This window comes from Staphylococcus sp. HMSC062H10 (genome assembly GCF_001836945.1).
GTDB lineage: Bacteria > Bacillota > Bacilli > Staphylococcales > Staphylococcaceae > Staphylococcus > Staphylococcus aureus.
The window spans coordinates 82,636-106,091 of the sequence record NZ_KV830977.1; the positions used below are offsets into that span (position 1 = coordinate 82,636).

Genomic DNA, 23,456 nt, shown 5'->3' on the forward strand with positions numbered 1-23,456 from the left:
GTTGTTATTATGATTAATGTTACATTAAAGCAAATTCAATCATGGATTCCTTGTGAAATTGAAGATCAATTTTTAAATCAAGAGATAAATGGAGTCACAATTGATTCACGATCAATTTCTAAAAATATGTTATTTATACCATTTAAAGGTGAAAATGTTGACGGTCATCGCTTTGTCTCTAAAGCATTACAAGATGGTGCTGGGGCTGCTTTTTATCAAAAAGGTACATCTATAGATGAAAATGTAAGCGGGCCTATTATATGGGTTGAAGACACATTAACGGCATTACAGCAATTGGCACAAGCTTACTTGAGACATGTAAACCCTAAAGTAATTGCCGTCACAGGGTCTAATGGTAAAACAACGACTAAAGATATGATTGAAAGTGTATTGCATACTGAATTTAAAGTTAAGAAAACGCAAGGTAATTACAATAATGAAATTGGTCTACCTTTAACTATTTTGGAATTAGATGATGATACTGAAATATCAATATTGGAGATGGGGATGTCAGGATTCCATGAAATTGAATTTCTGTCAAACCTCGCTCAACCAGATATTGCAGTTATAACTAATATTGGTGAGTCACATATGCAAGATTTAGGTTCGCGCGAGGGGATTGCTAAAGCTAAATCTGAAATTACAATAGGTCTAAAAGATAATGGTACGTTTATATATGATGGCGATGAACCATTATTGAAACCGCATGTTAATGAAGTTGAAAATGCAAAATGTATTAGTATTGGTGTTGCTACTGATAATGCATTAGTTTGTTCTGTTGATGATAGAGATACTACAGGTATTTCATTTACGATTAATAATAAAGAACATTATGATCTTCCAATATTAGGAAAGCATAATATGAAAAATGCGACAATTGCCATTGCGGTTGGTCATGAATTAGGTTTGACATATAACACAATCTATCAAAATTTAAAAAATGTCAGCTTAACTGGTATGCGTATGGAACAACATACATTAGAAAATGATATCACTGTGATAAATGATGCCTATAATGCAAGTCCTACAAGTATGAGAGCAGCTATTGATACACTGAGTACTTTGACAGGACGTCGCATTCTAATTTTAGGAGATGTTTTAGAATTAGGTGAAAATAGCAAAGAAATGCATATCAGTGTAGGTAATTATTTAGAAGAAAAGCATATAGATGTGTTGTATACGTTTGGTAATGAAGCGAAGTATATTTATGAATCGGGTCAGCAACATGTCGAAAAAGCACAACACTTCAATTCTAAAGACGATATGATAGAAGTTTTGACAAGCGATTTAAAAGCGCATGACCGTGTATTAGTTAAAGGATCACGTGGTATGAAGTTAGAAGAAGTCGTAAATGCTTTAATTTCTTAGAGATTAGTCGAGCGACATTTTACTTATAAAAATGATTTGAATTAATACTAAAAGATTACAAAGAAGAGGTGGTTTTGTGTGTAAATACAAAATTGCCTTTTTCTTTTTATGTTAAATCTATAAATTTGAAACTAAATCCAGGTTAATTCAATATACACACTTTATATAGGAAGTAGTTTGCATGTTTATATAATATTTCACAAAAAGATGTAGTATTATAATGTCTAATTTCACATGTGTTTCAGTAAAATTTGTTGTGGAATGTTAACGATATACGTATTTTATAAAAAATTTTTTATAATGATTATTCGAATGATGCGTAACGCTTACATCTTATCTAATGCTAGCTTTTTGACAAAAATATGACAATCAATTAATGTGATTCTAATAAATATTCGCAAATTGCTTTATTGCGATTAAATTTTTTTGGTGGTACTATATAGAAGTTGATGAAATATTAATGAACTTATATGCAAAAGTATATTGAGAAATAAACAGGTAAAAAGGAGAATTATTTTGCAAAATTTTAAAGAACTAGGGATTTCGGATAATACGGTTCAGTCACTTGAATCAATGGGATTTAAAGAGCCGACACCTATCCAAAAAGACAGTATCCCTTATGCGTTACAAGGAATTGATATCCTTGGGCAAGCTCAAACCGGTACAGGTAAAACAGGAGCATTCGGTATTCCTTTAATTGAGAAAGTAGTAGGGAAACAAGGGGTTCAATCGTTGATTTTAGCACCTACAAGAGAATTGGCAATGCAGGTAGCTGAACAATTAAGAGAATTTAGCCGTGGACAAGGTGTCCAAGTTGTTACTGTATTCGGTGGTATGCCTATCGAACGCCAAATTAAAGCCTTGAAAAAAGGCCCACAAATCGTAGTCGGAACACCTGGGCGTGTTATCGACCATTTAAATCGTCGCACATTAAAAACGGACGGAATTCATACTTTGATTTTAGATGAAGCTGATGAAATGATGAATATGGGATTCATCGATGATATGAGATTTATTATGGATAAAATTCCAGCAGCACAACGTCAAACAATGTTGTTCTCAGCTACAATGCCTAAAGCAATCCAAGCTTTAGTACAACAATTTATGAAATCACCAAAAATCATTAAGACAATGAATAATGAAATGTCTGATCCACAAATCGAAGAATTCTATACAATTGTTAAAGAATTAGAGAAATTTGATACATTTACAAATTTCCTAGATGTTCATCAACCAGAATTAGCAATCGTATTTGGACGTACAAAACGTCGTGTTGATGAGTTAACAAGTGCTTTGATTTCTAAAGGATATAAAGCTGAAGGATTACATGGTGATATCACACAAGCGAAACGTTTAGAAGTATTAAAGAAATTTAAAAATGACCAAATTAATATTTTAGTCGCTACTGATGTAGCAGCAAGAGGACTAGATATTTCTGGTGTAAGTCATGTTTATAACTTTGATATTCCTCAAGACACTGAAAGCTACACACACCGTATTGGTCGTACTGGCCGTGCTGGTAAAGAAGGTATCGCGGTTACTTTTGTAAATCCAATCGAGATGGATTACATTAGACAAATTGAAGATGCTAACGGTAGAAAGATGAGTGCATTACGTCCACCACATCGCAAAGAAGTACTTCAAGCACGTGAAGATGATATTAAAGAAAAAGTTGAAAACTGGATGTCTAAAGAGTCAGAATCACGCTTGAAACGCATTTCTACAGAGTTGTTAAATGAATATAACGATGTTGATTTAGTTGCTGCACTTTTACAAGAGTTAGTAGAAGCGAACGATGAAGTTGAAGTTCAATTAACTTTTGAAAAACCATTATCTCGTAAAGGTCGTAACGGTAAACCAAGTGGTTCTCGTAACAGAAATAGTAAGCGTGGTAATCCTAAATTTGACGGTAAGAGTAAACGTTCAAAAGGATACTCAAATAAGAAGAAAAGTACAAAAAAATTCGACCGTAAAGAGAAGAGCAGCGGTGGAAGCAGACCTATGAAAGGTCGCACATTTGCTGACCATCAAAAATAATTTATAGATTAAGAGCTTAAAGATGTAATGTCTTGAGCTCTTTTTTGTTTTCAATAACTGATTCTCTTTAGATATCAAAATACTAACGTTTTAAAGGTTAAATATTTAATTGGATTGAGAGCTGTGTGCGGTTATATCATTCTGTTTAAATATAAATATGAATTTAGAATATAACAACCACTAAAACTAAGAATAATCGACCATAAATAAATTTTATGAAAGTAATTTCGGTATCATGTGCTTGTAAAAAACAATAGGGCATTTTGCTGACACTAGTGCGCAATAAATAATAAGTTGAATATAAAAAAGATCACTGCCAATCATTCGTTTAATGGCAGCGATCTTTTTTATTTAATTATTTCTCTTTCCACTGCAACATTTGATAACCAATACGTGGATGTGTTTTAATAATATCTTTTGCGTCCTCATGACATTGTGAAAGTTTTTGTCTTAATGATGTCATATGCACTCTTAAACTAGGCATTTCAGTCTTATTAACATAGCCATATATTCGTTTTAATATCATCTCATAAGTGAGTACTTTTCCTTTGTGATTTGACAATAGTTCTAACAAGCTAAATTCATTTGGCGTCAAATGTACCTCCTGATTATTAATAACAACAGATTTGGAACCAAAGTCGATGCTTAACAAACCGTTAGTAAATACAATGTTAGTTTCTTGATGTGACTTAGCGATTCTTTCGATGACTCGAATTCGTGCCCGAAGCTCATCAACATTAAAAGGCTTAGTCATATAGTCATTCGCACCGTTATCTAAAGCTTGAATAATTGTTTGTTCTTCTTGTCTTGCACTTATTACAATGATAGGAATGTCAGTATGTTGCCTGATTTCTGAAATCAAACATAATCCATCTTTATCTGGTAAACCTAAATCTAATAAAATGACATCTGGTTTATCAATTTGAATTTTAAAGTGTGCTTGTGTGGCATTTTCGGCTGTAGTTACATTGTAATAATCTAAAGTTAATGCAACATCAAGTAAATGTGTGATTGCGTGATCATCTTCAATTATCAATATTTTAGATTGCATTATATGTCTCCTTCATTAAAGTCTGTATCTATATTGAAATAGAATATACTGCCGTGTGGTTGGTTCGGTTTATATTGTAAGTTTGATTGATGTTTGTGTAGGATAGTCTGTACTAAATATAAGCCTAGTCCCATGCTTTCTTTTTGGTTATCTTTAAAATATTTATTTGATCCTGTGTAAAAAGGCTCGAATATCTTTTGTTGTTCTTCTAAACTAATTCCAGGTCCTTCGTCTGTAACGGCAAATTCGATTTGTTCATCGCTAGCATAACGAATAGATAAATTGATTTTGGTGTCAGTAGAAGTGTGTTTAACTGCATTTTCAATCAAATTGAATAAAGCTTGTAAAATCAACTTACTGTCAATGTGTATAAACTGTAAATCAACTGAGGATGATACAGTTATACGCTTTTTTAAATGACGACGTTCTAAAATCATATCGATTTCTTCTACTAATTCACTAACGAGATAAGGTTGCAATTTTATCTGAACATTTGATGACTGTAATTTTGTTAATGATAAAATATTTGTCACTAATAGATATAAATACTGACTTTCTTGAAAACTATGCACAAGTAATTGTTTCTTTTCTATGATAGACATATCTTTACTATGTGATACTAAAATATCTAAATTTCCCATAATTGTTGTTAACGGTGTACGTATGTCATGCGAAATTGATCTTAAAAAATTTGAATGTGTCAGTTGACGTTCAGCCTGTAACATGGATTCTCTCGTTTGTTTAAGTAACATCACATTTTCAACGGCGAGAGAAAGTTCATTTAACATTGATTCTAATATTGATGCATCATATGGATTAATCACTTGAGAACTTTGGTAATCAATGGCTAGAATGCCTTTAATCGGAGATGTGCCAATTGGTATCAACCATTTATTAATGCCTGGAAATGTATCTGTTGTTGCACCAGCTTGTCTTTCATTTTTAATTACCCAGCTTAATGCTTGTTCATGCTGTTGAGTCGTATTATTGATATGGTTTTGCAATGGTATTGTTTTAATTACTTTGGATTGATTGATAACGTATATAGTAATTGATTGTTGCAATAATTGATTAATTTGGTATCCAGCATTTATTAGTAAGTTTTCAACTGTATAAGTTTGTTTAATCGAATCATTAAATTGAAATAATAAATCTGTACGATAAAGTTGCCTTTTAGTAATGGCGTATTGGAATTTAATTTGTTTTAATAAAGCACTCGTTAAAATACTTGTTAAAATGCTAACGATAAATGTAATAGGATAGTCAAAGCGGTATACTTCAAATGTATATCTAGGTTCCGTAAAAAAATAATTAAAAACAAATACGTTAATAATTGCTGCTAAAAAGCCAATGATGTAGGACCGCGTCCAAATGGATAATAAAATGATGCCGATGAGAAAAATCATTAAAATAATCGTGCTAGACTCATGCTTATCAAGTTGATAAATCCACAGTCCCATCATTACACAAATTATTTGAATCAAAATCATTTTAAACATATCTATAGCGAAACGTTTGCCTTTAGGACGATAGGGTGACTTGTTCATTTTCAATTCAACAGGTATTTGTTTGATTGGAACGATTTCGATTTTATAGCTATGTTCAAAGGACATTAAATGGTCAATTAAAGGTTTATTGAAAAAGTCTCGCCACTTATTTCTAATATGTTGTCCGATAATTAATTTGGTTACATCTTGATTTTTACACCATTCGTCTAATCCTAATGCAACGGTTTGGCTATAAACTACTTTTACTTTTGCTCCTAATGATTTTGCAAGCATGAGATGTTGATGCACTTGCTTTTGACTATCTTTATATTGCCTGTTTTTTTCGAATACATCTATATAAATAGCAGTGAATTTTGCATGTTCTTTTTGAGCAATATGGAATGCCTCTTTAATTACTGCTTCATTATAAATGCTCCCACTAATTGCCACAGCAATATGAGGTTTGAGTGACGTTTTATGGTTGTGTCGGATTTTTTCTTTATCACTCATCAAGTCGGCAACTGTTCTTAACGTCAATGTACGCAGTTCGCTTAGGTGGGCATACGTAAAGAAATTACTAAATGCTACATCTAGCCTATCCTTTTTATATACCTTGCCAGCTTTTAAGCGTTTAATTAATTGTTCAGGTGAGATATCTACGACTTCTAATACATCGGCGCTCATTATGAAATAGTCGGGTACACGTTCTTTAACATGTACACCGGTCATCAGTTCAATTTGACTACTTAAACTTTCAATATGTTGAATGTTCAAAGTAGTATGAACATCGATACCATGATTTAAAATTTCTTCAATATCCATATATCGTTTCTCATGACGATCTCTAGAAATGTTCGTATGTGCTAACTCATCGATAAGTACTATTGTCGGCGATTCTTCGATTATGCGGTCGACATCTAAATATTGAAAATGATGACTACCATGTTTAGTAAAATTGGTTGCGATTTTAGGTAATTGTTCAGCTAATGCATTTGTTTCATCACGTTGATGCGGTTCAACATATCCTATTTTAATATCAACGTTACTTTGAAATAGTTCAATGGCATTTGAAAGCATCTCAAATGTTTTACCAACACCTGGACTGTAACCGATGTAAATTGTTAAAGATCCACGCTTTTTTCCTATGTTTAGCGATTCAGTGTTTGACATAACCTTCACCTCGATAGCAATATCATAATATTCTTCACAATTAAATGCTATAAAATTTATTTCTGCATACACATCTTAATGATTTCTTAATAACTGAGTTTGAAAATTAATATTTCTCTCATAAACAAGTTGTTACGATGTTGTTGTGTTGTAAGGAGGTTATGGCAATGCTCATCGTTTTATTATTAGTAGTTATTGCATTAGTTTTGTATTTATTTTATGCCTTAATTCGTAGTGAAAAATTTTAAAAATATATTAAGTGAGGGTTATCATGGAAATAATTTTGTTTCTAACAATGATGGTTATGATTGCGTATGTTTTTAGTGGATATCTATATCGCGTAGCATTGGTGCAATCGTCAAGAGTAGATTTAATATTTACTAGATTTGAAAATATGTGTTTTAAAATTATCGGCACAGACTTAGAACACATGTCAGCTAAAACATATGTTAAACATTTTCTGGCATTCAATGGATTTATAGGGGTTATAACATTTGTATTGCTAATAGTTCAACAATGGCTTTTTTTAAACCCAAATCATAATTTAAACCAATCGATAGATTTAGCGTTTAATACAGCAATATCTTTTTTAACAAATAGTAATTTACAACACTATAACGGTGAATCAGGTGTGACATATTTAACGCAAATGATTGTAATGACATATTTAATGTTTACATCTAGTGCATCAGGTTACGCCGTTTGTATAGCGATGTTGAGACGTTTAACCGGATTGACTAATATCATTGGTAATTTTTATCAAGATATTGTTCGGTTTATTGTCCGAGTGCTTTTACCATTATCATGTTTAATTAGTATTTTATTGATGACTCAAGGTGTACCACAAACGTTGCATGCTAATTTAATGATTCGGACTTTAAGCGGACATATTCAACATATTGCATTTGGACCTATTGCATCACTTGAATCAATAAAACACCTTGGTACGAATGGTGGAGGATTTTTAGCAGGAAATTCTGCAACACCTTTTGAAAATCCAAATATTTTGAGCAATTTTATAGAAATGGGCAGTATGATGTTACTTCCTATGTCAATGTTGTTCTTATTTGGTCGCATGTTAAGTAGACATGGTAAACGAGTGCATCGTCATGCGCTGATATTATTTGTCGCAATGTTTTTTATTTTTATAGCAATTCTTACATTAACTATGTGGAGTGAGTATCGTGGTAATCCAATACTAGCGAATTTAGGCATTCATGGACCGAATATGGAAGGTAAAGAGGTACGGTTTGGAGCAGGTTTGTCAGCACTATTTACAGTTATTACGACGGCATTTACAACGGGTTCTGTTAATAACATGCATGATAGCTTAACGTCTCTAGGTGGATTAGGACCAATGGTATTAATGATGCTAAATGTTGTATTTGGTGGCGAAGGCGTAGGACTCATGAATTTATTGATATATGTCTTACTGACGGTGTTTATATGCAGTTTGATGGTTGGTAAAACACCAGAATATTTAAATATGCCAATTGGCGCCCGTGAAATGAAATGTATTGTCTTAGTCTTTCTCATACATCCAATTTTAATTTTAGTATTTTCAGCACTTACTTTTATGATTCCTGGAGCAAGTGAAAGTATAACGAATCCGTCTTTTCATGGTATCTCACAAGCTATGTATGAAATGACGTCAGCTGCTGCGAACAATGGATCAGGGTTTGAAGGACTGAAAGATGATACAACATTCTGGAATATCTCTACAGGAATCATTATGTTGCTTTCTCGTTATATACCAATTATTTTGCAATTAATGATTGCATCAAGTTTAGTGAATAAAAAATCATACCACCAAGATAAATATACTATAGCGATTGATAAACCTTATTTTGGTGTATCACTCATCGTATTTATCGTTTTACTAAGTGGTTTGACATTTATTCCAGTACTATTACTTGGTCCTATTGGTGAATTTTTAACTTTAAAATAAAGTAAAGGGATGGAAAAAATGCATCATGTAAATAAATATTTCAATCAAACAATGGTGATAGAAGCTTTGAAAATGAGTTTTTATAAGCTGAATCCTAAACAATTAATAAAAAATCCGATAATGTTTGTCGTCGAGGTTGGAATGATTTTAACGTTGATATTAATATGTTTTCCTGACATATTTGGAACTAACTATCTATCGCGAGGTTATTTGATTACAATTTTCATCATATTATTAATAACTATATTGTTTGCTAATTTTTCAGAAGCCTTTGCTGAAGGTCGTGGAAAAGCGCAAGCTGATAGTTTAAGACAAGCACAATCAAATTTAACTGCTCGATTGATAGAAGAAAATGGAGCGTATCGGATAGTGAACGCCACAGAGTTAAAAGCCGGCCAAACTATTCGGGTAGAAAACGGAGAAACAATCCCTGCTGATGGCGTTGTAATAAATGGATTAGCAACCGTTGATGAATCTGCAATTACTGGTGAGTCTGCACCTGTGATAAAAGAATCAGGTGGTGATTTTGATGGAGTCATTGGCGGTACACTTGTAACATCTGATTGGTTAGAAATACGTGTTGAGAGTGAAGCGGGTACATCTTTTTTAGATAAAATGATTGCCTTAGTTGAAGGGGCAGAAAGAAATAAAACACCCAATGAAATTGCACTTTTTACATTATTAACAACGTTAACAATTATATTTTTAGTCGTTATTGTAACGTTATATCCAATTGCATCTTACCTGCATTTAATTTTACCTATTGCGATGCTCATTGCGTTAACAGTATGTTTAATACCAACGACAATCGGTGGTTTGTTATCGGCGATTGGTATTGCAGGCATGGATCGTGTTACTCAATTCAATGTATTAGCGAAAAGTGGGCGTGCTGTAGAAGTATGTGGAGATGTCGATGTAATGATTTTAGACAAGACAGGGACAATCACTTATGGCAATCGAATCGCTAGTGAATTTTTACCAGTGAATCAACAAATGATGGAAAAATTGATAGTCGCTGCTTATATGTCATCAATCTACGATGATACGCCAGAAGGAAAAAGTATTGTGCGATTAGCAAAGCAGATGTATATAAATGAGCTGCCTAAAGACATTGATGGCACATATAAGCCTTTTACAGCTGAAACTAGAATGAGCGGAATCATTACAAATGAAATATCAGTATTCAAAGGTGCACCTAATAGTATGATAAATCTTGTCAAACAACAACAGGGCAATATTCCTCATAATATTGAGTCTATCTGTATGGATGTATCGAGTAAAGGTGGCACACCATTAATAGTCATTGAAAACAACGTCATGCTTGGCGTGATTTATTTAAAAGATGTGATTAAAGATGGTCTAGTAGAACGATTTGCTGAATTGAGAAAAATGGGCATTGAAACAGTTATGTGTACGGGCGATAATGCTTTAACAGCAGCTACAATTGCAAAAGAAGCGGGTGTTGATAGATTTGTTGCAGAGTGTAAACCCGAAGATAAAATTAAAGTCATCAAAGATGAACAAGCGAAAGGCCATATTGTTGCGATGACAGGAGATGGTACAAATGATGCACCTGCGCTAGCACAAGCGAATATAGGATTAGCTATGAACTCAGGGACAATTAGTGCTAAAGAGGCGGCCAATCTAATTGATTTAGATTCGAATCCTACAAAGTTAATAGAGGTTGTAAAAATAGGCAAACAATTATTAATGACGAGAGGTGCATTAACGACATTTAGTTTGGCTAATGACGTAGCAAAATACTTTGCAATTTTACCTGCGCTAATGATGTCAACGATTCCAGAAATGACTTCACTAAATATTATGCATTTATCGTCACCTAAATCTGCAATCATATCAGCTTTGATATTCAATGCATTAATCATTGTTGCCTTAATTCCAATTGCCATGAAAGGTGTAAAAGTAAAGGGTTACAGCATTGATAGAATTTTTATAAATAATATGTTGATTTATGGATTAGGTGGATTAATCGTCCCGTTTTTAGGCATTAAATTAATAGATATGATTGTACAATTTTTTGTGTAAAGAGGAAGGAGCCTGTACCATGAATACGATAAGAAATAGTATTTGTTTAACGATAATAACTATGGTATTATGTGGATTTTTATTCCCATTAGCTATCACGTTAATTGGTCAAATATTTTTTTATCAACAAGCAAATGGTAGTTTAATTACGTATGACAATCGTATAGTTGGATCAAAATTGATTGGACAGCACTGGACAGAGACACGATATTTTCACGGGAGACCGAGTGCAGTTGATTATAATATGAATCCTGAAAAATTATATAAAAACGGTGTATTATCAGGTGGAAGTAATGAATCGAATGGAAACACCGAATTAATAGCACGCGTGAAACATCGTGATAAATTTGGTAATTCAAATGTAACAATAGATGCTGCAACAAGTTCTGGGTCGGGCTTAGATCCGCATATTACGGTTGAAAATGCATTGAAGCAAGCACATCGTATTGCTGATGCTCGTCATATATCTACTTCAAGAGTGGCCGACTTGATTCAACATCGTAAGCAGCGTGGTGTGTTAACAAATGATTATGTGAATGTGCTTGAACTAAATATTGCTCTTGATAAGATGAAAGATTGATTATAGATGAAAGGCATCATGTTGATAAAATTATAACATGGTGTCTTTTTAGCAATTCAAGCACTTTCTGCTTAACTAAATTTTTAGATGTACCTTTAGGAAGAATAAATTAGCATGAAATATTCCATATGCTATAATTATCAACATATAAAAATAAAATGAAATAGATTATAAATCCGTATAATTTTTATTTGGGGAGAGGGGTATATGTCAGATTATACTAAGTTATCTAAGAGTCCTAAGTCAGCATTGTTGTATTACTACATTACGAATGGCTTAGAATTTATATTGAGTGTAGCTGTGTATGTCATTTTTTATTTTATATGGATAAGATTTGAATGGCCACATTACCTACTTTATATTTTGTTGGTTTTAGGTGCTCTGAGCACAATAAAATTATTTATTAAGCCTTTATGGCAATATCACTGTCGCTATTATCAAGTTGATCAACTCAGTGTACAATATCGTACATCATTTTTAATTTATAAAGAAGAGACGAGTCGAATTGAACGTTTACAATACTTGTCGATTAAATCTAATCCAATTAGTAAAATACTTAATTTGTATAAAGTTGGATTTATGACTGCAGGTCATACTATTTATTTACCGATGATGTCTCATGACGATGTTAAAATAATCGAAGCGAGAACTATGTCGAATTTGAGAGGGGTTGAAAGTGATGTCTGAACCTCAAAAATTACATCCGATTTCATATTTTAATGGCATAATCAATGCTATCAAACAAAACATAGTCGTCTTTTTTATTTTCGTTATCTTTCAATTGAAAGATTTTGATTATACGAATCCCGAATCATATTTATGGATAGGTATTGTATTTGTATTCTTTTTAATATCATACATTTCTCAAATTATCGGAATTATGAACACGCGATATTGGATTGAGGATAATTATTTCATTTTAACAACAGGTATTTTTAATAAAAAGCGTAAAGAATTAAATATAAAACGTATTCAGTCCGTTGATATGACACAAGGGATCGTCAATCAAATTATTGGTGGTGTGGATTTACAAATCAAAACACCAAGTGATGGTATTGTCTTAAGCGTTATTTCGAAAAAGCAAGGTGAATATCTTGAACGCTATATTGATCAATTGCAAACAGAGTTGAAGACAGAAGTGGCGCAAAAGTCTAGTACTGAGCAGAATGACAACTGTAATCATGCCATTGAAGGTAATGTGGAGGACATCGCAAAAGGTCGCTTAGATGAAGTGCAGAACACTGAAAGTATGCTTAAACAGAAAAACAAACGCATTCCTATATATCAGATGAATTTTAAAGAATCACTATTTATGGCAATGACCAGTGGCGCCATTGGTGTAACGTTAGCAGCTTTAGTACCGATTTACGGCGCTGTAAGAGAGTTGATCCCATGGTCGAAGTTAAACCATGAAATTAGTCAATGGGTTCAAATTGTAAGTATTTCAGTATTAATCATCATTTTACTAGTATTAATAGCGGCATATATTATTGGAACGATTATAACGATGATAAGATTTTATGGCTTTTCGGTGATGCTTGAAAATGAACAACTTAAAATTGAATATGGTCTCTTTAACAAGAAGAAAGTGACTGTACCAACGAAACGATTGCAAGCTGTTGTTGAACGTCAGTCATATATACGAAGATTATTTGGCTACACAGCAATACATTTTATCATCACAAGTGATTTTGAAAATAAAAAAATCGAAGATGATGATAATGATTCAGGTAGTGTGACAATATTGCCGTTTATTAAACGAGACAAAGCATATCAAATTATCCAGAATTTAGTACCAGATTTATCTTATCAACAAGTTAATGAAGGTATGCCTTTGTCAGGTTTTCACAGACACTTTTTAATACCTAGTATTATTGTCATAGCTATGGCAGGAATTGGCTGTTATTTTTGGAATCAATTATTATTGTTATTTACGATTATAACAATAGTCATTATTGGTTTATTTGTGATCAAAGGATATCTTTATGTCAAACATGCGGGTTTTAAAATGACAGAAGAACAAATTACTATCCAGAATTTCGTGCTATTGAAACGAAATATTTATTATTTTAAAGCGCATCACATTATAGGATTTGACACTTGGCAACATACATTACTTAAACGCAACAATTTAAATAATTTTAGTTTTATAGTTGCTAAAGGTGTGGGAGCCCAATCGATTAACTTAAAATACGCAAGAAGTGAAGATGCAAATAAATTGAAATCATGGTATTTGAGAGGTAAAAATGATGAGGGATTATAATTTTATGTCACCACATGCTAAAAAAGTGATGAGGTTAAGTGCTGTGCTGTTTTGGATACCAATAGCGCTTGTACTTTTAATAGCATTTAATATTTTGAACTGGCTATTTTGGGAGATATTAGATAACCATATATCCATTGTTAGTAGTGTGATTATTATATTACTTGTTGCTGTTTTCACGCTTGTCATAGCGCCAGTCTATCGATATAAGCACTGCAGATATGCATTTGAAAAACACCATTTGCGTGTACGAAACGGCATTTTATTTTTGGATGAAAAAGTAATACCATATTTTCGTATTCAAAATATTGATATCGATGTTGGTCCTATAATGAGACGCTATCGATTAGCAACTTTGACACTTTATACAGCGGGTGGTCAAGCTGAAATTGAATTAATAGATAGAAGTGAAGCACGTAGATTGAAACGCTGGTTAAATAACGAGAGACATTTAGAAAACAATAAAAATGAGGAATAATCAATGATACATGGAATTGGTGTAGATTTAATCGAAATCGATCGAATAAAAGTGTTATATAGTAAGCAACCAAAATTGGTTGAGCGGATTTTAACTAAAAATGAACAGCACAAATTCAACAATTTCACACATGAGCAACGTAAAATTGAATTTTTAGCTGGCAGGTTTGCTACAAAAGAAGCGTTCAGTAAAGCATTAGGCACAGGCTTAGGAAAACATGTAGCTTTTAACGATGTAGACTGTTACAACGACGAACTTGGCAAACCAAAGATTGATTACGAAGGGTTCATCGTACATGTTAGTATCTCACACACTGAGCATTATGCGATGAGCCAAGTGGTTTTAGAAAAGTCAGCATTTTAAATTTGTTATACAATGATAATTAAGATCTAGTTTTAAAACGTGTGGGAATTACAGGAGGAAGTAATATGTCAGATAAATATTATAGATCTGCGTATATGAATGTAGATTTAAACGCTGTTGCATCAAATTTCAAAGTATTCAGTACATTGCATCCAAATAAAACAGTGATGGCTGTCGTTAAAGCCAATGCCTATGGACTAGGTAGTGTTAAAGTAGCACGTCATTTAATGGAAAATGGTGCCACATTTTTTGCTGTAGCAACGTTAGATGAAGCGATAGAACTTAGAATGCATGGGATTACTGCTAAAATTTTAGTCTTAGGTGTGTTACCAGCTAAAGATATTGATAAAGCGATACAACACCGAGTTGCCTTAACGGTTCCGTCTAAACAGTGGTTGAAAGAAGCAATTAAAAACATTTCTGGTGAGCAAGAGAAAAAGTTATGGTTGCATATTAAATTAGATACAGGAATGGGACGTTTAGGTATTAAAGATACTAAAACGTATCAAGAAGTGATTGAAATCATTCAACAATATGAGCAACTTGTATTTGAAGGCGTGTTTACACATTTTGCCTGTGCTGACGAACCAGGAGATATGACAACTGAACAATATCACCGTTTTAAAGATATGGTCAATGAAGCAATTAAACCTGAATATATACATTGTCAGAACTCAGCAGGTTCTCTATTAATGGATTGCCAATTCTGTAATGCAATAAGACCAGGAATTTCTCTTTATGGATATTATCCATCAGAGTATGTACAGCAAAAAGTTAAAGTACACCTTAAACCAAGTGTGCAATTAATTGCTAATGTAGTTCAAACAAAGACGCTACAAGCTGGTGAGTCTGTAAGTTATGGTGCAACTTATACAGCTACTGATCCAACAACAATAGCATTGTTACCTATTGGATATGCAGATGGCTATTTACGCATTATGCAAGGTAGCTTTGTAAATGTAAATGGTCATCAATGCGAAGTTATTGGTCGCGTATGTATGGATCAGACAATTGTAAAAGTGCCAGATCAAGTTAAAGCTGGAGATTCGGTGATTTTAATAGATAATCATAGAGAAAGTCCACAGTCGGTAGAGGTGGCAGCTGAAAAGCAACATACTATTAATTATGAAGTGCTTTGCAACTTGTCGAGACGTTTGCCGCGAATCTATCATGATGGTGATCAACGTTTTGTAACAAATGAATTGTTAAAATAATATGGTCAGTGCATATAAAATTTGTTATCATTAGAGTAATTAAAGGTCATTTAATAACTTTTGGAATCAATTGGAGGTTCTCATATGTTATCTTTTAGTCAAAATAGAAGTCATAGCTTAGAACAATCTTTAAAAGAAGGATATTCACAAATGGCTGATTTAAATCTCTCCCTAGCGAACGAAGCTTTTCCGATAGAGTGTGAAGCATGCGATTGCAACGAAACATATTTATCTTCTAATTCAACGAATGAATGATTAGACGAGGAGATGTTTATTTAGCAGATTTATCACCAGTACAGGGATCTGAACAAGGGGGAGTCAGACCTGTAGTCATAATTCAAAATGATACTGGTAATAAATATAGTCCTACAGTTATTGTTGCGGCAATAACTGGTAGGATTAATAAAGCGAAAATACCGACACATGTAGAGATTGAAAAGAAAAAGTATAAATTGGATAAAGACTCAGTTATATTATTAGAGCAAATTCGTACACTTGATAAAAAACGATTGAAAGAAAAACTGACGTACTTATCCGATGATAAAATGAAAGAAGTAGATAATGCACTAATGATTAGTTTAGGGCTGAATGCAGTAGCTCATCAGAAAAATTAGGCGTCTATTATATGTATTTTTCAGAGATAAATAAAATATTGATATAAAAGACAATAACTTTATAATAATTATAACTATTTCTAAATTCTGAACGAAGAATTTTCTTATAAACAAAGATTTTAGCAAATACCAGTTATGATATTCATATTTTTTATTATAAAAGGATGTCTTAAGTTTTTTAGGCTTTAGGTATTCCATCCTAAAGTTTTTTTTAGCTTAAAAGTATCATCTACAGCAAAATTGCAAACGACAAAATTGATAAGTGCAATTAAATAAATGTTAGTAAGTGAATCATAATTATCCTTGCTTAAGCATTTGCTTTGTAAGGGAAGTGAGGAGGCAACTAATCGTGGAAGAATTTAAGCAACATTATAAGGGTTTAATTGATGAAAGTTTAACGTGCCAAGATAAAGTAGAATTGATAAAAAAGTGTGAGAAATACACTGACGAAGTGATTCGTAAGGACGTCTTGCCTGAAGACATTGTCGATATTCACAAAAACTATATATTGACGTTAAACTTAACGCGTGAAGATGTGTTCAAGACATTAGATGTCTTACAAGAAATCGTTAAAGGCTTTGGTTATAGTTATCGAGATTATCAAAGATTGGTAGATAAACTTCAAGTTCACGATAAAGAGATAGACTTAGCTTCTAGCTTACAACAAACAATGCTTAAAACAGATATTCCACAATTTGATAGTATTCAAATTGGCGTTATTTCAGTGGCGGCACAAAAAGTAAGTGGAGATTATTTTAATTTAATTGACCATAACGATGGCACAATGAGCTTTGCTGTTGCAGATGTCATTGGAAAAGGTATACCAGCTGCTTTAGCAATGAGTATGATAAAGTTTGGCATGGATTCTTATGGACACTCACAATTACCGAGTGATGGCTTAAAACGTTTAAATCGTGTTGTTGAAAAGAATATTAACCAAAATATGTTCGTCACAATGTTTTATGGTTTATATGAAGAAATGAACCATTTATTGTATTGTAGTTCAGCTGGTCATGAGCCTGGATATATTTATCGCGCTGAAAAAGAAGAGTTTGAAGAAATTTCAGTTAGAGGTAGAGTGTTAGGAATCAGTTCACAAACACGATATCAACAACAAGAAATTCCAATATACCTTGATGATTTAATTATCATTTTAACGGATGGTGTGACTGAAGCTAGAAATAGTGAAGGTACCTTTATAGATAAACAAAAACTTTTAGAATATATTAAAAAACATAAACATATGCACCCACAAGATATTGTTCAAATTATCTATGAAGCAATTTTAAAACTTCAAAACCCAAATAAAAAAGATGATATGACTATTTTGATTATAAAAAGAGTAAATTAATTTAAAAAAGAAGATTAGAAATTATTTCGATGGGTATATAATAATTTGAAATATAAATATGGTGGATACAGCGCTTAAAATGAAGATAAATATTTTTAATAAGTAGGAGTGTAATGAAATGAATCTTAATATAGAAACAACCACTCAAGATAAATTTTACGAAGTTAAAGTCGGTGGAGAATTAGATGTTTATACTGTGCCTGAATTAGAAGAGGTTTTAACACCTATGAGACAAGATGGAACTCGTGATATTTATGTTAATTTAGAAAATGTGAGTTATATGGATTCGACAGGTTTAGGTTTATTCGTAGGTACATTAAAAGCATTAAACCAAAATGATAAAGAACTATACATTTTAGGTGTGTCAGATCGTATCGGTAGACTATTTGAAATTACTGGTCTTAAGGATTTAATGCATGTTAATGAAGGAACGGAGGTCGAATAACATGCAATCTAAAGAAGATTTTATCGAAATGCGCGTGCCAGCATCGGCAGAGTATGTAAGTTTAATTCGTTTAACACTTTCTGGCGTTTTTTCGAGAGCTGGTGCTACATATGATGATATTGAAGATGCCAAGATTGCAGTTAGTGAAGCTGTGACAAATGCAGTTAAACATGCATACAAAGAAAAAAACAATGTAGGCATTATTAACATATATTTTGAAATTTTAGAAGATAAAATTAAAATTGTTATTTCTGATAAAGGTGACAGTTTTGATTATGAAACAACTAAATCAAAAATAGGTCCTTACGATAAAGACGAAAATATAGACTTTTTACGCGAAGGTGGCCTAGGTTTATTTTTAATCGAATCTTTAATGGATGAAGTGACAGTATATAAAGAATCTGGTGTGACAATCAGTATGACTAAGTATATAAAAAAAGAGCAGGTGCGAAATAATGGCGAAAGAGTCGAAATCAGCTAATGAAGTTTCACCTGAGCAAATTAACCAATGGATTAAAGAACACCAAGAAAATAAGAATACAGATGCACAAGATAAGTTAGTTAAACATTACCAAAAACTAATTGAGTCATTGGCATATAAATATTCTAAAGGACAATCACATCACGAAGATTTAGTTCAAGTTGGTATGGTTGGTTTAATAGGTGCCATAAATAGATTCGATATGTCCTTTGAACGGAAGTTTGAAGCCTTTTTAGTACCTACTGTAATCGGTGAAATCAAAAGATATCTACGAGATAAAACTTGGAGTGTACATGTTCCGAGACGTATTAAAGAAATTGGACCAAGAATCAAAAAAGTGAGCGATGAACTAACCGCTGAATTAGAGCGTTCACCTTCTATCAGTGAAATAGCTGATCGATTAGAAGTTTCAGAAGAAGAAGTGTTAGAAGCAATGGAAATGGGACAAAGTTATAATGCGTTAAGTGTTGATCATTCCATTGAAGCTGATAAAGATGGTTCAACTGTTACGCTATTAGATATTATGGGACAACAAGATGACCATTATGACTTAACTGAAAAACGTATGATTTTAGAAAAAATATTACCTATATTATCTGATCGCGAACGAGAAATCATACAATGTACGTTTATTGAGGGTTTGAGTCAAAAAGAGACAGGTGAGCGTATCGGTTTAAGTCAAATGCATGTATCACGACTTCAGAGAACGGCAATTAAGAAATTACAAGAAGCAGCACATAAATAGAATTTGCTTATTAATGATGCGTTTTATAATGAAAAATCCATATAATTATCCCTTGATTATTAAATTGAAATCGAGGGGTATTTTTAATTTAATTAAGATTTTCAAATTAATACATTTTTAACGTAGTTTAATGTGTATCCACATAAATGTCACGATATAGTATTAATAATTTAAGTGAAGAAGATATCTAATTGTCGGCTTAAATAGGTGGATTGCTATTAGAATAAAAAAGTAGGCTTAGATTATGAAATTTTGCGAATGATGGTGCGTCATTTTCAATAATCTACGTGCGATTTAAAATATAGTATGACCTAATCATGTGTATATAATGTTTTGGAAGTGAAAATTGCATTAAGTATCATACCTTAATAGAAGTATTTTAGAATATGTTAAAATAAATGAGTAAATTTAAGAAAAAGTGTGGGTTAAGTAAATGGACAATCAATTGATTAATTCAATCATAGAGAAATATCAATTTAGTAAAAAACAAATTGAAGCAGTGTTAACACTGCTTGAAGAAAAAAATACAGTACCATTTATTGCGAGGTATCGAAAAGAGCAAACTGGTGGACTAGATGAAGTTCAAATAAAGCAAATTGATGACGAATACCAATATATGGTCAATTTACAAAAACGTAAAGAAGAAGTTATCAAAAATATAGAACAGCAAGGATTACTTACTGAGGAATTAAAGAAAGATATTTTAAAACAGAACAAATTACAACGTGTTGAAGACCTATATAGACCTTTCAAACAAAAGAAAAAGACAAGGGCAACTGAGGCGAAACGTAAAGGATTAGAACCATTAGCGATATGGATGAAGGCACGTAAACATGAAGTCTCAATTGAAGAAAAAGCACAACAATTTATAAATGAAGAAGTGCAATCGGTTGAAGATGCTATCAAAGGTGCGCAAGATATTATTGCGGAACAAATTTCAGATAACCCTAAATATAGAACAAAAATTTTAAAAGATATGTATCATCAAGGTGTGTTAACTACATCTAAAAAGAAAAATGCTGAAGATGAAAAAGGTATTTTTGAAATGTACTATGCATACAGTGAGCCAATTAAACGCATTGCTAATCATAGAGTTTTAGCTGTGAATCGTGGTGAAAAAGAGAAAGTATTATCTGTAAAGTTTGAATTCGATACGGCATCAGTAGAGGATTTCATTGCACGTCAAGAAATCAATCATAATAATGTAAATCGCAGTTATATTTTAGAGGCGATTAAAGATAGCTTGAAACGCTTAATTGTCCCTTCGATAGAGCGTGAAATTCATGTTGATTTAACTGAAAAAGCTGAAAATCATGCAATAGATGTTTTTAGTGAAAACTTAAGAAATCTATTACTGCAACCTCCAATGAAAGGTAAACAAATATTAGGCGTAGATCCAGCATTTAGAACAGGTTGTAAATTAGCAGTCATTAACCCATTCGGTACTTTTATAGCAAAAGGTGTGATTTATCCGCATCCACCAGTTTCTAAAAAAGAGGCAGCAGAGAAGGATTTTGTACAAATGGTTAAAGCGTATGATGTGCAATTAATTGCAATTGGCAATGGTACTGCAAGTCGTGAAACAGAACAATTTGTTGCAGATTTAATTAAAAAGCATCAGTTGCCAGTACAATTCATCATTGTCAATGAAGCGGGCGCTTCAGTATACTCAGCATCAGAAATTGCTAGAGATGAATTTCCTGATTTTCAAGTGGAAGAAAGAAGTGCCGTATCAATTGGACGACGCGTTCAAGATCCATTAAGTGAATTAGTTAAAATCGATCCTAAATCTATTGGTGTCGGACAATACCAGCATGATGTTAATCAAAAAGCACTAGAAAATGCATTAACTTTCGTTGTTGAAACAGCAGTTAACCAAGTAGGTGTTGATGTCAATACAGCATCATCATCATTATTACAATATGTGTCTGGTCTAAGTTCGCAAATTGCTAAAAATATAATTGCATATAGAGAAGAAAATGGCGCAATAAAGCATAATAAAGAGTTAAGCAAGATTAAGCGTTTGGGTGCTAAAACTTTTGAGCAGAGTATAGGATTTTTAAGAATAGTAGATGGGTCAGAGCCACTGGATAATACATCGATTCATCCCGAAAGCTATAAAGTAACGTATCAGTTATTAGATAAACTCGGATTTGGTGGCAATGATTTAGGTAGTGATGCATTAAAAGCTAAATTAAATTCATTGGATATGGATGAACTGGCGATTGAATTACAAGTCGGTGTACCTACATTAGAGGATATTATTAAATCCTTGAAAGCACCTAATCGAGATCCTAGGGACGAGTTTGAAACACCAATCCTTAAATCCGATGTGCTATCAATTGAAGATTTAAAAGAAGGTATGAAATTAAGTGGGACAGTTCGAAATGTAGTAGATTTTGGAGCGTTTGTTGATATAGGTGTTAAGCAAGATGGTCTTGTGCATGTATCGAAGCTGTCTAAGAAATTTGTGAAAAATCCAATGGATATAGTGAGTGTTGGTGATATTGTTGACGTTTGGATTTATAGTATCGATAAAAATAAAGACAAAGTATCTTTAACAATGATTGATCCACATGAATAATGAAATATTGCAAAAAATGGTTGAAAAGCTTTCTGAAGAAAAATTTGGACGTAAGTTTCGACATTGTGCATATTTCAATAAAAGGTTACGTACAACAGGCGGACGTTATCTTTTAAAGTCCCATGATATTGAAATTAATCCAAAACAATATGAGCATTATGGAGAAGATGCTGTTGTAAAAATTATACTGCATGAATTGTGTCATTATCATCTGCATATTTCTGGTAAAGGTTATCAACATAAAGATCAAGACTTTAAACGATTGAGCCAACAGGTTGGAGCGCCTAGATTTTGTAACAGCATTGAAAGCTATCAACAACGGGCAAATTATGAATATTATTGCACTAAATGTCATGCAAAATATATACGTATCCGTAAAGTTGATACGAATCGTATGCGTTGCGGACATTGCAATGGAAAATTAAGAATGAAAAGACAATTGAAATAAGTACAATACAAATAGAGCTAATTCGAGTATATTTAAGATTATTTATGAGGTGTATGGAATTTATATAGAATTTATCAATGAATTATTTTGATTGGTAAACATAGTAATTGAATAAGAAGAAATTGTGTTTATAAAATGTTTAAAGCCGAGATTGTCGTAATTTAATACTTCGCAATCGCGGCTTTTCTACTTTTGATATAGGTAAAGGCATAAATTGTGACTTGATAGGATAGAATGAAATTGATTAGATTAAAAATCTTGGCGTATTTTAGTAATGAATAATATATAAACTTTACCCAATTAAAGCTTTAAAGTAGCACAAAAGATAATTATACATTTTTAATGACATTTTGATTGAATTTATCTATTGACTGTACAGCTTATAGTTAGTATGATTAAACACGTTCCTTAAAAAAGAACAAATTAAATAAACTTTGATTTGAAAGACAGTCAATTCTAAATTAAATTTATAAAATATGTTGACAATAAGTTCTTAATGCTTTATTATAAATAACGTTGTGTTAACAACTGATAACACAAATTAATTTAATGTAAAAAAACGATTAAAAGTTATTGACAAATATTTTTAATCATAATATAATGAATAACGTTCTGAAAAACGAAGATGTTTTAAATGCCTATATCCGCGGTCGTGGCGGAATGGCAGACGCGCTAGGTTGAGGGCCTAGTGGGAGAAATCCCGTGGAGGTTCAAGTCCTCTCGGCCGCATCAAAATTCTTAATTAAATAAGCGGGTGTAGTTTAATGGCAAAACCTCAGCCTT

The 23,456-nt window shown here is 32.4% G+C and carries 21 protein-coding genes and 1 tRNA gene; 20 read left to right on the forward strand and 2 right to left on the reverse strand.

Annotation, left to right across the window (positions count from 1 at the left end; genetic code table 11):
• Positions 1 to 9: 9 nt before the first annotated feature.
• Both murF and HMPREF2658_RS06880 read left to right on the forward strand, forming a co-directional pair.
• A complete protein-coding gene (gene murF, locus HMPREF2658_RS06875) occupies positions 10 to 1,368 on the forward strand; it encodes a UDP-N-acetylmuramoyl-tripeptide--D-alanyl-D-alanine ligase (protein WP_000611479.1) in 1,359 nt (452 codons plus the stop codon).
• A 516-nt stretch (positions 1,369 to 1,884) separates the two neighbouring features.
• The gene (locus HMPREF2658_RS06880) at positions 1,885 to 3,405 is read left to right on the forward strand and encodes a degradosome RNA helicase CshA (protein ID WP_001178935.1); all 1,521 of its coding nucleotides are present in this window, start codon (positions 1,885 to 1,887) and stop codon (positions 3,403 to 3,405) included.
• Between the two features lie 355 nt (positions 3,406 to 3,760).
• Here HMPREF2658_RS06880 and HMPREF2658_RS06885 read toward each other — a convergent pair whose 3' ends face one another.
• Both HMPREF2658_RS06885 and HMPREF2658_RS06890 read right to left on the reverse strand, forming a co-directional pair.
• A complete protein-coding gene (locus HMPREF2658_RS06885) occupies positions 3,761 to 4,456 on the reverse strand; it encodes a response regulator transcription factor (RefSeq protein WP_001190845.1) in 696 nt (231 codons plus the stop codon).
• Complete coding sequence (locus HMPREF2658_RS06890) at positions 4,456 to 7,113, reverse strand: sensor histidine kinase (protein WP_000072293.1); 2,658 nt, start codon at positions 7,111 to 7,113, stop codon at positions 4,456 to 4,458. Before HMPREF2658_RS06890 ends, HMPREF2658_RS06885 begins: the two co-directional genes overlap by 1 nt.
• Positions 7,114 to 7,250: 137 nt before the next feature.
• Between HMPREF2658_RS06890 and kdpF the strand changes: the two genes are divergently transcribed.
• The 18 genes from kdpF to HMPREF2658_RS06985 all read left to right on the forward strand — a co-directional run bounded on the left by kdpF (position 7,251) and on the right by HMPREF2658_RS06985 (position 23,402).
• Positions 7,251 to 7,361 carry a K(+)-transporting ATPase subunit F gene (gene kdpF, locus HMPREF2658_RS06895; RefSeq protein ID WP_001789641.1) on the forward strand — a complete coding sequence of 37 codons (111 nt, stop codon included), beginning with the start codon at positions 7,251 to 7,253 and terminating at the stop codon, positions 7,359 to 7,361.
• Positions 7,362 to 7,384: 23 nt separating this feature from the next.
• Positions 7,385 to 9,061, forward strand: coding sequence for a potassium-transporting ATPase subunit KdpA (kdpA, locus tag HMPREF2658_RS06900; protein WP_000402635.1), 1,677 nt, complete (start codon positions 7,385 to 7,387; stop codon positions 9,059 to 9,061).
• Positions 9,062 to 9,079: 18 nt separating this feature from the next.
• On the forward strand, positions 9,080 to 11,107 hold the full coding sequence (kdpB, locus tag HMPREF2658_RS06905) for a potassium-transporting ATPase subunit KdpB (RefSeq protein WP_000546588.1): 2,028 nt from the start codon (positions 9,080 to 9,082) through the stop codon (positions 11,105 to 11,107).
• A 19-nt stretch (positions 11,108 to 11,126) separates the two neighbouring features.
• Positions 11,127 to 11,687, forward strand: a complete 561-nt coding sequence (locus tag HMPREF2658_RS06910) for a K(+)-transporting ATPase subunit C (RefSeq protein ID WP_001092406.1) — start codon at positions 11,127 to 11,129, stop codon at positions 11,685 to 11,687.
• Positions 11,688 to 11,894: 207 nt separating this feature from the next.
• On the forward strand, positions 11,895 to 12,374 hold the full coding sequence (locus tag HMPREF2658_RS06915) for a PH domain-containing protein (protein WP_001287077.1): 480 nt from the start codon (positions 11,895 to 11,897) through the stop codon (positions 12,372 to 12,374).
• On the forward strand, positions 12,367 to 13,950 hold the full coding sequence (locus HMPREF2658_RS06920) for a PH domain-containing protein (protein ID WP_001294637.1): 1,584 nt from the start codon (positions 12,367 to 12,369) through the stop codon (positions 13,948 to 13,950). Before HMPREF2658_RS06915 ends, HMPREF2658_RS06920 begins: the two co-directional genes overlap by 8 nt.
• The gene (locus HMPREF2658_RS06925; RefSeq protein WP_001205907.1) at positions 13,937 to 14,428 is read left to right on the forward strand and encodes a PH domain-containing protein; all 492 of its coding nucleotides are present in this window, start codon (positions 13,937 to 13,939) and stop codon (positions 14,426 to 14,428) included. Before HMPREF2658_RS06920 ends, HMPREF2658_RS06925 begins: the two co-directional genes overlap by 14 nt.
• 3 nt (positions 14,429 to 14,431) lie before the next feature.
• Positions 14,432 to 14,791 carry a holo-ACP synthase gene (gene acpS, locus HMPREF2658_RS06930; protein WP_000581199.1) on the forward strand — a complete coding sequence of 120 codons (360 nt, stop codon included), beginning with the start codon at positions 14,432 to 14,434 and terminating at the stop codon, positions 14,789 to 14,791.
• 65 nt (positions 14,792 to 14,856) lie between these two features.
• Complete coding sequence (gene alr / locus HMPREF2658_RS06935; RefSeq protein ID WP_001281140.1) at positions 14,857 to 16,005, forward strand: alanine racemase; 1,149 nt, start codon at positions 14,857 to 14,859, stop codon at positions 16,003 to 16,005.
• 84 nt (positions 16,006 to 16,089) lie between these two features.
• Positions 16,090 to 16,260 carry a type II toxin-antitoxin system antitoxin MazE gene (gene mazE, locus HMPREF2658_RS06940; protein WP_000948331.1) on the forward strand — a complete coding sequence of 57 codons (171 nt, stop codon included), beginning with the start codon at positions 16,090 to 16,092 and terminating at the stop codon, positions 16,258 to 16,260.
• Positions 16,257 to 16,619, forward strand: coding sequence for a type II toxin-antitoxin system PemK/MazF family toxin (locus HMPREF2658_RS06945; RefSeq protein ID WP_000621175.1), 363 nt, complete (start codon positions 16,257 to 16,259; stop codon positions 16,617 to 16,619). Before mazE ends, HMPREF2658_RS06945 begins: the two co-directional genes overlap by 4 nt.
• A gap of 349 nt (positions 16,620 to 16,968) precedes the next feature.
• Complete coding sequence (locus HMPREF2658_RS06955; protein ID WP_000390829.1) at positions 16,969 to 17,970, forward strand: SpoIIE family protein phosphatase; 1,002 nt, start codon at positions 16,969 to 16,971, stop codon at positions 17,968 to 17,970.
• A gap of 118 nt (positions 17,971 to 18,088) precedes the next feature.
• Positions 18,089 to 18,415 (forward strand): anti-sigma factor antagonist, encoded by a 327-nt coding sequence (locus tag HMPREF2658_RS06960; RefSeq protein WP_001052491.1) that lies wholly within the window; start codon positions 18,089 to 18,091, stop codon positions 18,413 to 18,415.
• 1 nt (position 18,416) lies between these two features.
• Positions 18,417 to 18,896, forward strand: coding sequence for an anti-sigma B factor RsbW (gene rsbW / locus HMPREF2658_RS06965; RefSeq protein ID WP_001190825.1), 480 nt, complete (start codon positions 18,417 to 18,419; stop codon positions 18,894 to 18,896).
• Positions 18,871 to 19,641, forward strand: a complete 771-nt coding sequence (gene sigB / locus HMPREF2658_RS06970; protein WP_001041107.1) for an RNA polymerase sigma factor SigB — start codon at positions 18,871 to 18,873, stop codon at positions 19,639 to 19,641. Before rsbW ends, sigB begins: the two co-directional genes overlap by 26 nt.
• Before the next feature lie 433 nt (positions 19,642 to 20,074).
• Entirely contained in the window at positions 20,075 to 22,225 is a 2,151-nt protein-coding gene (locus HMPREF2658_RS06975) for a Tex family protein (RefSeq protein ID WP_000370113.1), read from the forward strand.
• Positions 22,218 to 22,673, forward strand: coding sequence for a SprT family protein (locus HMPREF2658_RS06980; RefSeq protein WP_001058374.1), 456 nt, complete (start codon positions 22,218 to 22,220; stop codon positions 22,671 to 22,673). The genes HMPREF2658_RS06975 and HMPREF2658_RS06980 overlap by 8 nt, the downstream gene beginning before the upstream one ends.
• Before the next feature lie 646 nt (positions 22,674 to 23,319).
• Positions 23,320 to 23,402 (forward strand) — tRNA-Leu (locus HMPREF2658_RS06985).
• Positions 23,403 to 23,456 lie beyond the last annotated feature (54 nt).

Bases quoted from the DNA above. Each gene is read 5' to 3' on its own strand.
- murF (WP_000611479.1), top strand. From the start codon at position 10: ATGATTAATGTTACATTAAAGCAAATTCAATCATGGATTCCTTGTGAA.
- HMPREF2658_RS06885 (WP_001190845.1), bottom strand. From the start codon at position 4,456: ATGCAATCTAAAATATTGATAATTGAAGATGATCACGCAATCACACAT.
- HMPREF2658_RS06890 (WP_000072293.1), bottom strand. From the start codon at position 7,113: ATGTCAAACACTGAATCGCTAAACATAGGAAAAAAGCGTGGATCTTTA.
- kdpF (WP_001789641.1), top strand. From the start codon at position 7,251: ATGTTGTTGTGTTGTAAGGAGGTTATGGCAATGCTCATCGTTTTATTA.
- kdpA (WP_000402635.1), top strand. From the start codon at position 7,385: ATGGAAATAATTTTGTTTCTAACAATGATGGTTATGATTGCGTATGTT.
- kdpB (WP_000546588.1), top strand. From the start codon at position 9,080: ATGCATCATGTAAATAAATATTTCAATCAAACAATGGTGATAGAAGCT.
- HMPREF2658_RS06910 (WP_001092406.1), top strand. From the start codon at position 11,127: ATGAATACGATAAGAAATAGTATTTGTTTAACGATAATAACTATGGTA.
- HMPREF2658_RS06915 (WP_001287077.1), top strand. From the start codon at position 11,895: ATGTCAGATTATACTAAGTTATCTAAGAGTCCTAAGTCAGCATTGTTG.
- HMPREF2658_RS06920 (WP_001294637.1), top strand. From the start codon at position 12,367: ATGTCTGAACCTCAAAAATTACATCCGATTTCATATTTTAATGGCATA.
- HMPREF2658_RS06925 (WP_001205907.1), top strand. From the start codon at position 13,937: ATGAGGGATTATAATTTTATGTCACCACATGCTAAAAAAGTGATGAGG.
- acpS (WP_000581199.1), top strand. From the start codon at position 14,432: ATGATACATGGAATTGGTGTAGATTTAATCGAAATCGATCGAATAAAA.
- alr (WP_001281140.1), top strand. From the start codon at position 14,857: ATGTCAGATAAATATTATAGATCTGCGTATATGAATGTAGATTTAAAC.
- mazE (WP_000948331.1), top strand. From the start codon at position 16,090: ATGTTATCTTTTAGTCAAAATAGAAGTCATAGCTTAGAACAATCTTTA.
- HMPREF2658_RS06945 (WP_000621175.1), top strand. From the start codon at position 16,257: ATGATTAGACGAGGAGATGTTTATTTAGCAGATTTATCACCAGTACAG.
- HMPREF2658_RS06960 (WP_001052491.1), top strand. From the start codon at position 18,089: ATGAATCTTAATATAGAAACAACCACTCAAGATAAATTTTACGAAGTT.
- rsbW (WP_001190825.1), top strand. From the start codon at position 18,417: ATGCAATCTAAAGAAGATTTTATCGAAATGCGCGTGCCAGCATCGGCA.
- sigB (WP_001041107.1), top strand. From the start codon at position 18,871: ATGGCGAAAGAGTCGAAATCAGCTAATGAAGTTTCACCTGAGCAAATT.
- HMPREF2658_RS06975 (WP_000370113.1), top strand. From the start codon at position 20,075: ATGGACAATCAATTGATTAATTCAATCATAGAGAAATATCAATTTAGT.
- HMPREF2658_RS06980 (WP_001058374.1), top strand. From the start codon at position 22,218: ATGAATAATGAAATATTGCAAAAAATGGTTGAAAAGCTTTCTGAAGAA.